The 13323-nt window shown below is 75.2% G+C and carries 10 protein-coding genes and 3 pseudogenes; 6 read left to right on the plus strand and 7 right to left on the minus strand.

Features of this window, described 5'->3' with window-relative positions; genetic code table 11:
* Positions 1-22: 22 nt before the first annotated feature.
* The 3 genes from ACFC02_RS12995 to ACFC02_RS13005 are packed head-to-tail and all read right to left on the minus strand — an operon-like array spanning position 23 to position 3489.
* Positions 23-1222, minus strand: coding sequence for an amidohydrolase family protein (locus ACFC02_RS12995; RefSeq protein WP_376355870.1), 1200 nt, complete (start codon positions 1220-1222; stop codon positions 23-25).
* Positions 1222-2625 (minus strand): glutamine synthetase, encoded by a 1404-nt coding sequence (locus ACFC02_RS13000; RefSeq protein WP_376355872.1) that lies wholly within the window; start codon positions 2623-2625, stop codon positions 1222-1224. The genes ACFC02_RS12995 and ACFC02_RS13000 overlap by 1 nt, the downstream gene beginning before the upstream one ends.
* Positions 2626-2676: 51 nt before the next feature.
* Complete coding sequence (locus ACFC02_RS13005; protein WP_376355874.1) at positions 2677-3489, minus strand: SAM-dependent methyltransferase; 813 nt, start codon at positions 3487-3489, stop codon at positions 2677-2679.
* A gap of 269 nt (positions 3490-3758) precedes the next feature.
* Between ACFC02_RS13005 and ACFC02_RS13010 the strand changes: the two genes are divergently transcribed.
* Positions 3759-4640 (plus strand): Cof-type HAD-IIB family hydrolase, encoded by an 882-nt coding sequence (locus ACFC02_RS13010; RefSeq protein WP_376355876.1) that lies wholly within the window; start codon positions 3759-3761, stop codon positions 4638-4640.
* Positions 4641-4759: 119 nt separating this feature from the next.
* Here ACFC02_RS13010 and ACFC02_RS13015 read toward each other — a convergent pair.
* The 3 genes and pseudogenes from ACFC02_RS13015 to ACFC02_RS13025 all read right to left on the minus strand — a co-directional run bounded on the left by ACFC02_RS13015 (position 4760) and on the right by ACFC02_RS13025 (position 6984).
* Positions 4760-5427, minus strand: a pseudogene (locus ACFC02_RS13015) (endonuclease).
* Between the two features lie 128 nt (positions 5428-5555).
* Positions 5556-6038 (minus strand): Dps family protein, encoded by a 483-nt coding sequence (locus tag ACFC02_RS13020; RefSeq protein ID WP_376355878.1) that lies wholly within the window; start codon positions 6036-6038, stop codon positions 5556-5558.
* A 100-nt stretch (positions 6039-6138) separates the two neighbouring features.
* Positions 6139-6984, minus strand: coding sequence for an alpha/beta hydrolase (locus tag ACFC02_RS13025; RefSeq protein ID WP_376355880.1), 846 nt, complete (start codon positions 6982-6984; stop codon positions 6139-6141).
* Between the two features lie 161 nt (positions 6985-7145).
* Between ACFC02_RS13025 and ACFC02_RS13030 the strand changes: the two genes are divergently transcribed.
* From ACFC02_RS13030 to ACFC02_RS13045, 4 genes and pseudogenes are all read left to right on the plus strand, one after another.
* Positions 7146-8333 (plus strand): thiolase family protein, encoded by a 1188-nt coding sequence (locus ACFC02_RS13030; RefSeq protein ID WP_376355882.1) that lies wholly within the window; start codon positions 7146-7148, stop codon positions 8331-8333.
* Positions 8334-8392: 59 nt separating this feature from the next.
* Positions 8393-8899 (plus strand): annotated as a pseudogene (locus ACFC02_RS13035) (TSUP family transporter); the annotation flags it as partial.
* 535 nt (positions 8900-9434) lie between these two features.
* Entirely contained in the window at positions 9435-10529 is a 1095-nt protein-coding gene (locus tag ACFC02_RS13040) for a serine/threonine-protein kinase (RefSeq protein ID WP_376355884.1), read from the plus strand.
* A gap of 10 nt (positions 10530-10539) precedes the next feature.
* Positions 10540-10992: pseudogene (locus ACFC02_RS13045) on the plus strand (RpiB/LacA/LacB family sugar-phosphate isomerase); the annotation flags it as partial.
* Positions 10993-11058: 66 nt separating this feature from the next.
* Here the strand turns inward: ACFC02_RS13045 and ACFC02_RS13050 are convergent.
* Positions 11059-12111, minus strand: a complete 1053-nt coding sequence (locus ACFC02_RS13050) for a galactosyldiacylglycerol synthase (RefSeq protein WP_376355924.1) — start codon at positions 12109-12111, stop codon at positions 11059-11061.
* Positions 12112-12429: 318 nt separating this feature from the next.
* Here ACFC02_RS13050 and ACFC02_RS13055 point away from each other — a divergent pair, with 318 nt between their 5' ends.
* Positions 12430-13278 carry an SDR family NAD(P)-dependent oxidoreductase gene (locus ACFC02_RS13055; RefSeq protein WP_376355886.1) on the plus strand — a complete coding sequence of 283 codons (849 nt, stop codon included), beginning with the start codon at positions 12430-12432 and terminating at the stop codon, positions 13276-13278.
* Positions 13279-13323 lie beyond the last annotated feature (45 nt).

A 13323-nucleotide genomic window follows, 5' to 3' on the forward strand; every position in this document is an offset into this window, starting at 1 on the left:
CAGACATTGCTTGATCATACTTTCAGTGGTTCCTGATGGGGAGTTCAGCGGGTTCCTGAGGGGGTCCGGCGAGTCCGTAGACCCGCAGGGCGTTGTCCCGTCCGGTCCAGCGGGCGAGCCGCAGCGCGTCCGCGAGGCTCAGCTCGTCGGCGTCCACCCGTGCGCGCAGCAGCCCGGACAGGCCCTGCCGGAAGGCCACCGCGCCGAGGTGGTGGAACTCGGCCAGACCGTAGGCGTCGGAGCTGTACAGCAGCTTGCGGAACGGGGTGATCTCCAGGGCCTCGGCCAGCACCGCGCCCGCCCGCGCCGGGCCGACGTGGTGCAGGGCGAGACCGACGTCGAGGTACACCCGTTCGAAGACTGCGGCCAGATAGGCCGCCTGCCGCTGGTAGGGCCAGCAGTGCAGCAGCATGACCGGCACGGTGCCGGCCGTCAGGTGCAGCCAGTCGGTGAGGAGCGCCGGATCGGCGCGGTGCAGCCGCAGGTCGTCGTCCCCGAACCCGGTGTGCAACTGCAGCGGCAGCCCCAGGTCGACGGCGGTCCACAGCAGGTGCCGTACGAGGACCGGGTCCTCCAGACGCCCGCGCGGACGCCCGCCGGACCCGGTCAGCCATCCGGCCGCCGCCCGCGTGACCTCCCGGTCCGTGGGACGGGCGGGGTCCAGCAGGAAGCCGGTGCGGTAGGCGGCCACCGACTTCACCGCCACCACGCCGGGGCGCCGCACGGCGTCCTCGGCGGCGGCGCGCGCGGCGGCACCGTACTCGCCGGCCTCCAACCCGCCCGCGGCCACCGCCTCGGCTACGCCCTCCAGCCGTACGACCTCGTACGCCGCCGCCCCCGCCGGCTCCGCCAGCTGCGCCGGGGTGGTCAGCCGCTGGGGCGCGTACCCGGTGTCGACGCACAGGACGGCCGTGCCCGCGGCGGCCAGGAAGCGCCGGTTCACCTCGTCCGCGCCCAGCTCCGCCCGGCGCGCCAGGTACGCGTCGGCCGGGGCATGGCGCGGCAGGTCCAGGACGGGCGCGCAGTGGCGGCGCACGGCCACGCCCACCGGGCTGTCGAACGGCGAGATGCCGCTGCCCGGCCACCCGGCACCCTCGGTGAGCAGCGACTCGAAGCCCGTCCGGTCCAGGCCGGCGGTGACCACGCCGTGGCAGTGGTGGTCCACGAGCGGCAGCGCACCGAGCAGCTCGTGGACCGCGCCCGCGCCGGACGGCCCGCCCATCAGTACCTCCAGCGGTAGGCCGCCGCCACCTGCTCGTCGTCCAGCCCCTCGACGGCCGCGGCCTCGCCCAGGCGCACGGCGGTCACCGCGTCGGCCAGGACCGGCCCGAGGGCGTCCCGCAGCAGGGCGTCCCGGCGGAACGCGTCCACCGCCTCCGGCAGGGAGGCCGGCAGCCGCCGTACGCCCCGGGCCGCCGCGTCGGCCGCGGCGAGCCGCGCCGGATCGCCGGTGGTCTCCTCGGGCAGCGGCGTGCGGGACGTCATGCCGTCCAGACCGGCGGCGATCAGACAGCCCAGCGCCAGGTACGGACTGGCCGCGAGGTCGACCGGTTTGACCTCCAGGTTCGCGGTCCGCTCGCGCGCGCCGAGCGTCCCGGTGACGACCCGCACCGCGCACTCGCGGGCCTCCAGGCCCCAGGCGGTGAACACCCCGGCCCACTGGGAGGGCCGCAGCCGCAGGTAGCTGGCGGGGCTCGGCGCCGTCACCGCCGTCAGGGCGGGCAGGTGGGCCAGCACACCGGCGGCGAAGGACTCCGCCTCGACGGTCATGCCGTGGCGGCCGGTGCCCCCGCTGTGCAGGTTGGTCCCCTCGCGCCACGCCGACAGGTGCACGTGGCCGCCGTTGCCGACGCCCTCGGCGAGGACGGCCGGGGCGAAGGAGACCCGCAGTCCGTGCCGCCGCGCCACGGCCCGCACGGTCTGGCGTACCAGCAGGCTCCGGTCGGCCGCCGCCACCGGGTCCAGGGCGCCCACCGACACCTCGAACTGCCCGGCCGCGTACTCGGGATGGAACTGCTCGACGTCCACGCCCTGCGCCGCGAGCGCCGCCAGCAGGTCCGCGCCGTAGTCGCTCACCTCCACCTGCCGGATCGCGCCGTACGCCGGCCCCGGCACCGCGGGCTCGAACCCGCCGTCCGCGACCGTCTCCCGGCCGAGAACCCACTCGATCTCGACGGCCGCCTTGAACGTGATCCCGTGCCGCCGCGCCGCGTCCGCCACCGTCCGGCGCAGGAAGGTGCGACCGCACCCGGGATGCCGTTCGCCGTCCTGGGTGATCCGGTCGACGGGCGTCCACGCCCAGCCGGGCTGCCCGGCCAGGGCCACCAGGCGGTCGAGGTCCGGGTAGAGCCGCAGGTCGCCGTCGGGGGAGCCCAGGACGTCCGTGGTGACGACGGAGTCGTCGGCGAGGAAGGTGTCGAACACCGGCGACATGCCCACGCCCCACGCCGCGGCGGCGGGGAGCCGTGCCACCGGCACCGTCTTGACCCGGGTGATCCCGGCAGTGTCGACATAGGCGAGGACGACGCCGTGCACGCCCCGCCCGGTCAGTTCACCGGCGAGCGCGCCGGCCCGCTCCACATCGCCGGGGCGACCGCCCGGCACGGGGTCGGCGAGGGTGGTCATCCGTACTCCTCGGCTTCCTCGGGCGTGCGGCGGTGCGCCGCGCCGCCCGCGTCAGGGCTTCACGGCCACCGCGCCGAACTGCGGCACCGCGGCCGGGGAACCGGCCTGGGGCCGCCACTGCGAGCAGGGCACCAGTCCCGGCTCGACCAGGTCCAGGCCCTCGAAGAAGGCGGCGACCTCGGCCCGCGGCCGCGCGGTGATCGGGGGAGTGGCGTTCTCGTTCCAGAACGCCATGGCGCCCACGTTGCCCTCGCCGCCGAGGTCGGCGTCGACGGTGGGGTGGGTGAGGACCAGGTAGCTGCCCGAAGGGGCCGCCGCCATGACGCGCCGGACGATGTCGCGCGCCTTGTCGGTGTCCAGCACGAAGTTCAGGATGCCGAGCATCATCACCGCGACCGGCCTGCCCAGGTCCAGCGTCGCCCCGGCCCGCTCGACGATGGCGTCCGGATCGTGCACGTCCGCGTCGATGTAGGCGGTGGCGCCCGCCGGGGTGCTGGTCAGCAGGGTCCGGGCGTGCGCGAGGACGATGGGGTCGTTGTCGACGTACACGATCCGCGCCTCGGGGGCGAGGCGCTGCGCTATCTCGTGGGTGTTGTCGACCGTCGGCAGCCCGGTGCCGATGTCGAGGAACTGGCGTATCCCGCGCTCGGCGGTCAGGAAGCGCACCGCCCGGCCGAGGAAGTCGCGGTCCGCGCGGGCGACGTCCCGGATCACCGGGAACATCCCGGCCACGTGCTCGCCGACCTGCTGGTCGACCTCGTAGTTGTCCTTGCCGCCGATCCAGTAGTTCCAGACCCGCGCGTTGTGCGCCACCCCGGTGTTCAGCCTCGGCGACCCGCCCGACGGGGTGTTGCTCTCGCTCACGTCCGCACTCCCGGTTCGTGTCCGTCCACGGCACGGCGCAGGCCGCGGTGCCCCCGCCATTGTGCCGCGCGGTGATCACCGTGTCCTGGGAATCGGCGGATGCGGACCGTCCCGGGGCCCGGCCACGCCGCGGGCGCGGCCGGCGGGCGTTTGCCCGCGAGCGGTGCGGCGTGTTTGTCTCGGAGGCCGGCGGTGAGCCGTCCCCGGACCGCTCCCGCCGCCGCACCACCCGTCCGGCGCGCCCGCCGCGCCCCCACAGGAACCGGGACATGTCCAGCACTCCCTCGCCCCTGCTCACCACCCCCGGCGACCGCCCCGGCGACCCCGCCGGGCCGGCCGACATACGCTTGATCGTCACCGACATGGACGGCACGCTCCTCGACGACGCGAAGCGGATGCCCCCGGGCCTGCGGCCGCTCCTGGCCGAACTGCGCCGCCGCGGTGTGCTGTTCAGTCCGGCGAGCGGACGCCAGTACGCCACGCTGGCCGAGCAGTTCGCCGGCGTCGACGAGGGTATGGTCTTCATCGCCGAGAACGGCACGTACGTCGTCCGGGACGGGGAGGAACTCAGCTCGGACCCGCTGGAACCGGCCGTGGCCGCCCGTCTCGTGTCGGCGGTACGGGAGCTGGCCGCCCGGGGCACGGACGTGGGGGCCGTGGTCTGCGGCAAGCGGTCGGCCTACGTCGAGCGCGGCGACGAGGCCTTCCTGGCGGAGGTCCGCAAGTACTACGTACGGCACCAGGTCGTGGCCGACGCCGCGGCCGTCGACGACGACGTCATCAAGGTGGCCCTCTTCGACTTCGGAGCGGCCGAGCGCAGAACCGCCCCCGCGCTGGCGCCGTTCGCCGCCACCCACCAGGTCGTCGTCTCCGGCGAGCACTGGGTCGACGTCATGAACCGCACCGCCGACAAGGGCGCGGCCGTGCGCCGCCTCCAGCGGGACCTGGGCATCTCGGCCGCGCAGACCCTGGTGTTCGGCGACTACCTCAACGACCTGGAGATGCTGGACACCGCCGAGTGGTCGTTCGCCATGGCCAACGCCCATCCCGAGGTCATCCGCCGGGCTCGTCACCTGGCCCCCTCCAACAACGACAACGGCGTCCTGCGGACCATCTCCCGCCTGATGCGGCTGCCGGTGCGGCAGGACTGAAGGGACGTACGTCGGGGGCCCGGGTATCGCGGCGGGGCCCGAAGTGAGCGGATGCGGCGGTACGCCGGGGCTGAGGCGCCCGGAGCCGGGGCTGCGGCGGGGTTGCCCTGAGCCGGGGATCACCTGACCGATTCGGCCACCTTCTTGTCCAGCGCCGCGCGGACGAGGGCCGCCGCGAGGATCGCGGGGTCCGTGCCGCCGGCGAGGGCGGCCAGGCGGCCGGGTTCGGCCGGCAGGCCGAGGCGCTCCGCGCCGGACAGCGCCTTGGCGTCCAGGTAGGGGCGAGGTCCGGCCAGACGCCCTGCGCCTCGCGCAGGAAGATGTCCGCGCCGGCCGGCCCGAGGCCCGGCACCTCCTGGAGCAGTGCGCGCAGCGCCGTCACGTCCCCGCCCGCCTCCCGGCGCAGCCGGCGCAGGTCACCGCCCCAGCGTGCGGTGACCAGCTCGGCGCCCTCGCCCAGCTGGGTGGCGGTGCGTTCGTCGTAGCGCCGGTAACCGCCGCGGCCGAGCGCGTCCACGCGCTCCTGCCAGTCGGCGGCGGCCATCCGGCGCGGATCGCGCAGCCCGGCCCCGGCCAGTTCACGGGCCGCGGCGACGGCGACCGAGCCGCGGATCCGGGCGCTGAGCAGGACGGCGAGGACCAGCAGCCGGTACAGCGGCTGCGGGGTGTCCTTCAGGGTGATGCCGGCCTCCTGGGCGAAGGTTTGGCCGTGTGTCTCGACCAGCCGCCGCAGGATCCGCGCCTCGCGGCCGTCCTTCCCGGAGGCCGCCGGACGGTCTTCGCTCATCGGAACCTCTTGCGTACGCGTGCGTCCGGAGCCTGTGCGGAAGGGAAGCCGACGACCGGCCGGAGGCGAGAGCGGCGGCCGGCCGAAGGCGGAACCGGCGGCCGGCCGGAGCGGGACGAGCGGGCCGGTCAGTCGTCGCGGGACACGTTCTCCGCCGCGAACATCCAGCGCTGCTTCTCCAGCTCGGCGGTGATCGTGATCAGCAGGTCCTGGGTGACCGGGTCGGGCTTCTCGGTCGCCTCGATGCGCTCGCGCAGCCGGACGATGGCCGCCTCCAGTGCCTCGACGATCACCTCGACCACGTCGGTGTCGCGGACCCAGCCGTCCTTCGGGCCGGGCAGCGTGAACGCGGAGGCGATCGTCTCCGGGCGGCCGTCCGGCGGCAGGCCGAGCGCCGAGGAGCGTTCCGCGACCGTGTCGGCGAACTCGCGGGCCGACGCCACCACCTCGTCCAGTTGCAGGTGGATGGAGCGGAACCGGGGGCCCACGATGTTCCAGTGCGCCTGCTTCCCGATCAGCGAGAGCCCGAGAAGATCCACCAGGGTGCTCTGCAGCGCCTCCCCGGTGACCTGGCGTGCCGACTCGGGAATCGTGCTCTTCACGACAGTCATGCGGTGGTTCTCCCTCGTGGGGTCGTCTTGCGCGGTACCGGGCGGGTTCCCGGCGAGTGCCCCCGCAAACCGTCCCCGCCGCGGTGCCCGCGGGAGGTGCTCAGCGAGGCAGGACGCGCTCCAGGAAAGCCGTCACGTCCGCGAACACCTCGGCCCTGTTCGTCTCCTGGAACACCTCGTGCCGGGCGCCCGGATAGACCCGCTCGGTCAGGTCGCCGCGCCCCTCGCGCGCACCGCCGCTCCCACCGGGGCCGCCGGTGAGCCGTTCCACGCCGACCCGGCTCCCGGGCAGCGGCACCAGCCGGTCGTCGTCGCCGTGCAGCCACAGCACGGGAAGCCGTCCGACGCCACCGCCGTCGGCGACGGCCCGCAGCGTCCGGGCGAACGCCTCCAGCGTCGGCCGCTTCATCGGGCCGTGCCACACCAGCGGGTCCGCCGCGTAGGCCGCGCCGACCGCCGGGTCCCGGGAGAGCGCGGCCGGGCTGATCGGCGTGTCGGGGATCTCGTCGAGGCCGAGCAGCCGTCCGGGCAGCTCCCAGGCGCCGATGACCGGCCCCGACAGTACGAGCGCGGTCAGCTCCGCGCCGTACCGCTGGGCGTAGCGGGCCGCGATCAGACCGCCCATGGAGTGCCCGAACAGGACGACCGGCAGCCCCGGGTGCGCGGCGCGGGCGAGGTCCGCCACGGTGTGCAGGTCGCTCACCACGTCCTCGAAGTCCTCGACGACCACACGCTCGCCCGCCGACCTCCCGTGCCCCTGGTGGTCGGGCGCGTACACGGCCGCGCCGAGTGTCCCGAGCGAACCCGCCACCTCCCCGTACCGCCCCGCGTGCTCGCCGTACCCGTGCACCAGCAGGGCGAGGAACCGCGGTCGCGGGTGGGGCCACTCGTGGACGGCCAGGGCGCCCCGGGTTCCGGTGAGGACGTGCTCGCGGGTGTCGGTCATGTCTCCTCCAGCGGCGACGGCGGGTGTGGAAGGGGGGATCTTCCCAGCGGGCCGGTCTGAGGTCTATAGTCCAAAACTAGCAGTGCTAATTAATGGCTGCGCGAGGCCGCACGACCGACAGGCCCGCGTGCGGCCGTGCGAGCCCTTCGAGGAGTCCTGCCGTGCGTCCCGTCCACTTCGCGGCCGCCCGCCGCACCCCGATCGGCAAGCTGCGCGGGTCCCTTTCCCGCGTACGCCCGGACGACCTGGCCGCGGCGGTGATCCGCGCCCTGGTCGCCGACGTGCCGGCGCTGGACCCGGACCGCGTCGACGACGTCTACTGGGGTGCCGCCAACCAGGCCGGTGAGGACAACCGCAACGTCGCCCGGATGGCGGCCCTGCTCGCCGGGCTGCCCGAGTCCGTGCCCGGCGCCACCGTCAACCGGCTCTGCGCCTCCGGCCTGGAGGCCGTCACCACCGCCGCCCGCACCATCGCCGCGGGCGAGGCCGACATCGTGCTCGCGGGCGGGTCCGAGTCGATGAGCCGCGCCCCCTTCGTGCTGCCCCGCCCGGACGAGGCGCTGCCGCACCGCATCGAGACGTACGACACCCGGCTCGGCTGGCGCCTGGTCAACCCGGCGATGAAGGACCTGCACGGGCTGCTGTCCATGGGCGAGACCGCCGAGGAGGTCGCCGCCCGGTACGGCATCGCACGCGAACGCCAGGACGATTTCGCGCTGCGCAGTCACCGGCGGGCCGCCCAGGCGCGCAAGGAAGGACACTTCGACCGCGAACTCCTGCCCGTCCACCGCCCCGACGGCGTCGTCGTCGACACCGACGAGTGCATCCGCGAGGACACCTCCTACGACAAGCTCGCCCGGCTGAAACCCGTCTTCCGCACCGGCGGCACGGTCACCGCCGGCAACGCCTCCCCGATGAACGACGGCGCCGCCGGCCTCCTCCTGGTCAGCGAGGAGGCACTGAACGACCTCGAGCTGGAATCCCTGGGCCGCTACGTCGCAGGCGCCTCCGCGGGCGTCCACCCCGACGTCATGGGCATCGGCCCCGTCCCCGCCACGCGCAAGGTGCTGGCCCGCGCCGGATGGGAGATCGGCGACGTCGAGGAGGCCGAGTTCAACGAGGCCTTCGCGGCCCAGGCCCTGGCCTGCGTCGACCAGCTCGGCATCGACGAGGACCTGGTCAACCCGACCGGCGGCGCCATCGCCCTCGGCCATCCGCTCGGCTGCTCCGGCGCCCGCATCCTCACCACGCTGCTGCACCGCATGCACCGCACCGGCGCGGCCCGCGGCCTCGCCACGATGTGCGTGGGCGTGGGCCAGGGCAGCGCCGTCCTCGTCGAACGTCCCTAGCTGAGAGTCCCTGGCCGGGAGTCCCTGGCCGAGAGTCCCTGGCTGTGACCAGCCGGGCCGTGACCACCGCCGCAACCTTCCTGCTGCGGGCCTGGGCCGACGACGGGGTCGTGCGGATCTCGATCGGTGCCATCCTGCTGCTGATGGCGGCCGTCACGGTGGGGCGGCGCCGGGCGGGCGCCCGGGCCGAGGAGGCCGGCGCCGTCGCCACCCGCTCCGGCCGCCTCAAGGCCCGCTCCTACGGCGTCCTCGGCGGCTTCACCACGATGGTCGCCAACACGGGCGGCCCGGTGATGTCGCTGTACCTGCTCTCGGCGGGCTTCCGCAAGCTCGGCTTCCTCGCAACGTCGGCCTTCTTCTTCCTCGTGGTCAACGTCGCCAAGGTGCCCTTCAGCGCGGGGCTCGGCCTGATCGACGGCCGTTTTCTGCTGCTGGACGCGGCGCTCGCGGTGTTCGTCGCGCCCGGGGCGTTGCTCGGCCGCCGGGCCGCCGACCGGATCGACCAGCGGCTGTTCGAGCGGCTGGTGATCGCGGCGACGGTCGTGGGCGGAGTACAGCTGCTGGTGGGGTTAGGTCTGGTCAGAGGTGTGCGCGGTCAGCCGCAGGGGGTCGCCGGTGTGGTGGGGGCCGAGGCGCTCGCGCGGGCCAGGGCCGCCCGCAGACGGTCGTAGCGCTGCACGTCGGCCCAGTCGTCGGTGCGCCGCGAGCGCCCCGAGCAGCAGCTCCAGAGGGCCGCCATGATCGCGGTGGCCAGCGGGATGAGCAGCCAGGTCAGTGGGTCCAAGGTCGTCCTCACCCTTCCCGAGTGGATCAGCGGGTCACGGCGACGATGGCATACATGATCAGTTCTACATACTGGTACGAAGAGGGATGTTCCGCTTTTCACCCGGAAGGGCCCGATCAGTCCCGTAGGTACCGGTCCGCCGTGCTCCGCTGCGGGTAAGGCATCGGTCGGCGGAAGGCCAAGTGATCGTTAAGATGGGCCGGTTGCCGCGCCCCGGATGCGGTGCCCGGCTGCCGCCGTGCCCGCCCGAGGGGCGAGGCTCGTACGGGTGGGATTCTGGGACGTTTGCGACTTCGGGGATTGAGGGCGGTCTACAGGTGCTGGTGGCGGATCGGTACCGGCTCCACGCGGTCATCGGGCGGGGCGGGATGGGCGAGGTCTGGCGGGCCCAGGACGAGGTGCTCGGCCGGCCCGTCGCGGTCAAACTGCTGTTGAGCGACGTGGCCGACGCCTCGGCCGAGGCGCGCTTCCGGCTGGAGGCGCAGACCTCCGCCCGGCTCAACCACCCCCACGTGGTGGGCACGCTCGACTTCGGCACCTGGGAGCACCGCTGCTTCCTCGTCATGGAACTGGTCGAGGGCGACAGCCTGTCCGGGGAACTGTCCTCGGGCGGCCCGCTCGCGCCCGACCGGCTGGCCCAGGTGGCCGAACAGGCGGCCGAGGGCCTGGCCGCCGCGCACGCCCAGGGCATCGTGCACCGCGACATCAAGCCCGGCAACCTGATGAGCGACCGCGACGGCACGGTCCGCATCGGCGACTTCGGCATCGCGCGGTTCGTCGACGACCCGTCGGCCGGACTCACCACCACCGGGCAGATCGTCGGCACCGGCCTCTACCTGGCACCCGAGCGCGCCATCGGCACGCCCGCGTCCTCCGCCTCCGACCTGTACTCGCTCGGCTGCGTGCTCTACCAGCTGGCGGTGGGGCGCCCGCCCTTCGAGTCGGACACCGCCACCGGACTGCTGTACCAGCACGTCGACTCCCCGCCCGTGCCCCCGCACCAGCGCGGCGCCGCGCTGCCCCCGGCCTTCGAGGCGTACCTGCTGAGCATGCTCGCCAAGCGTCCCGAGGAGCGGCCCACGGCCCGGCAGACGGCCGACTGGTTCCGCAGCGGCGCCTGGCGCGGCGCACCCGAACCGCTCCCGCCGGAGACGCCGGGCCTCGGCCACGACCCCTACCCGCCCGTCCCGCGCCACCGGGGGACCGCCGGGGCGGCACCCGGCCGGGCCGCCGCGCTCCCGCAGGTCCCGGCCGTGGACACCGGCTGGAACACCACCGTCCACCGGGTGCCCCCGCGCCGCCCTGGCCTGCGCACCTCCCTGCGGCGCCACTCCCGCGTGGTCGCCGTCATCGGCGGAGCCGTCCTGTTCGTCTCCGCCCTCCTGCTCGGCATGAGCCTCTTCCAGGCGTAGCCTGCCGGACATGCGGATCTCCGTCTCCTCCGACATGGACGAACCCGTGGCCCGCGCCCTGGTCGCCGGGCTCCGCGACCGCGGTCACGAGGTGGTCGCCCACGGCGCCCTGCGCCCCGGCGACGACCCGCAGTGGGCGGCGTGCTCCCAGGCGGCGGCCCGTGACGTCGCCGAGGGCCGCAGCGACCAGGCGGTCGTGTGCTGCTGGACCGGAACGGGCGCCTCCATCGCCGCGAACAAGGTGCCCGGCATCCGCGCGGCCCTGTGCACCGACGCCTACACGGCCGACGGCGCGCGCCGCTGGAACGACGCCAACGTGCTGGCCCTCGGCCTGCGCCTGACGTCCGAGCCACTGCTGAACGAGATCCTCGACGCCTGGTTCGCCGGGTCGCCCAGCGAGGACGCCGAGGACCGGGAGAACGTCGCCCGCGTAGGGCGCCTGGACCACGCGAGGACAACCGGCCGTAGGACCGGCTCCGGGCGCCGGGAGCGGACGCCGACGCGGCGGGGGCGGCCCGGGGCGCAGGGGTCAGTCGTGCAGGCGTACGACCTCTGCCAGCGCGTCGGACCGGAACAGGGCGTATCCCGCCGCCACGCGCCGCTCGCGTTCCGGTCCCGCCGCCGTGAGCCGAACCAGGGACCGCAGCAGGGCGGCTGCGTCCCGTGCGTGCTCGGACACCCCGAGGCCCGCCATGCGGCGCACACCCTCCGCGCCGTGCCCGGGCAGCGGCCGGTACCCGACGACCGGCAGGCCGGCCGCGAGGGCCTGGACGGCGGTCTGCCCGGCCGCGTTGTCCACCAGCGCCGCACAGGCGTGCAGCAGGCCGGGCATGTCCGTCACCCAACCGGGGGTGAGGGCCCCGGGCACGCCGGACAGGGCCCGCCGCAACCGCTCGTTGCGTCCGCACAGCACGACGGGCAGGAAACCGTGCGCCGCGAGCAGCCGCGCGGTACGGGGCAGCCGCGCCCCGGCGCCCCAGGCACCCGCGGAGACCAGCACCGCCGGACGTCCGGGGCCGTGCCGCTCCAACCGGTCCCGCCACCGGGCCGCCCCGTGCCCCCCGGCGAGGAAGGCCGGGTCCACCACCGGGCCCGGCGCCCGCGCCGGCCGGCCCAGGGCCCGGCGCACCTCCCGCGCGGCCTCGTCCGTCATACACAGGTACAGGTCGTTGCCCGGGTGCAGCCACTGGCGGTGCACGGCGAAGTCGACCACGACCACCGCGCTCGGCACCCGCAGGGCACCGCGCTCGCGCAGGTGGCCGGTGAGCTGGGCCGCCAGGTGGAACACCGGAACCACCACGTCGGCGCGCGTCTCACGTACCAGCGCCGACAGCGCGTCCCCCGCCAGGCGCGCCAGTGGAGTGCCGCTCGGGCGCGGCCGGGGACCGGGCCGCAGGAACAGGTCGTAGACACCGGCGTAGACCCAGGGGCAGTGCCGGACCGCGCCCTGGTAACCCCGGCGCAGCCCCGCCCCGAGACCGCAGGGCAGCAGCGCCAGCACGTCGACGACATGGACCTCCCGGCCGGCGGCGCGCGCCCGGCGGGCCAGTTCCGCCGCCACCGTGTCGTGCCCCGAACCCATGCTCGCGCTCACCACGAGCAGCCGCTCGGCCCCGGCGGCACCGGGGGCCGGGGCGTCGGCCGCGAGGCCGGCCGGAAGGGCCCCCGCGGGCCCGGTCACGGAGCCACGGGCGGCGGGCAGCGGTGGCGGGGCGGGCGATTCGGACGACACTGGAAGTGAGTAACCCTCACCCACCGCAGTCAAACGAACGGACCCGCCCCAGCCCGTCCCACGTTTCGGACCCGGCCCCCGGGGACACCCCACGCCCGGCATGGCCGTCCCGGACCGCCGGGGCCGCACCGGCGGCCCCGGGCCCGTCGATCCAGAGGTGCGCCCCCCATGACCCAAGCCCCTTCCCGCGTACGGTCCGGCTCCGGGGCCCGTCCCGAGGCCCCGGCGACGCCGGGCGCCGAGCGCCGCCGAAGCGGTGACGGCACCCCGAGGGGCGGGGGCGCCCTGGTGACGGGCGCCTCCTCCGGGATCGGCGCGGCCGTCGCACGCCGGCTCGCAGCGGAGGGCGGCTGGCGGATGGTGCTCAACGGGCGGGACCGCACCCGTCTGGAGGAGGTGGCCCGGGGCACCTCGGCGGAGGTCTACCCGGCGGACCTGTCCGGCCCGGGCGCCGAACGCCGGCTCGCGGAGTTCACGCTCGACCGCGTCGGCCGGGTGGACCTCCTGGTCGCCGGGGCGGGCGTCGGCTGGGCCGGGCCGTTCAGCACGATGCCGCAACCCGCCATCGACGAGGTCTTCGACGTCAACGTCCTCGCCACCGTCCATCTGGTCCGGCTGCTGCTGCCGCACATGGTGGGACAGGGCGCCGGCCGCGTGGTCATCATCGGCTCCCTGGCCGGGACCGTGGGGGTGCGGGACGAGGCCGTCTACTCGGCCGCCAAGGCCGCGCTGGGCACCTTCGCCGACGCCGTCCGCTACGAACTGCGGGGCACCGGCGTCGGCATCAGCCACGTGGTGCCCGGGGTGGTGGACACCCCCTTCTTCGACCGCCGCGGCGTACCGTACCGGCGCTCCCGGCCGAGGCCCGTCCCCGCGGCCCGGGTCGCCGACGCGGTGTGGGAGGCGGTCGCCCGCGGGCGGGACGAGGTCTACGTCCCCGGCTGGACCCGGCTGCCCGGCCGGGTCCGCGGCGCCGCGCCCGCCCTGTACCGGCGCCTTGCCGCACGGTTCGGGTGAGTGCGCGTGAGCGCCCGCGAACGCGCGACCGGCGCCGCGCACGGT

Source organism: Streptomyces sp. NPDC056160 (assembly GCF_042268205.1).
Classification (GTDB): Bacteria; Actinomycetota; Actinomycetes; order Streptomycetales; family Streptomycetaceae; genus Streptomyces.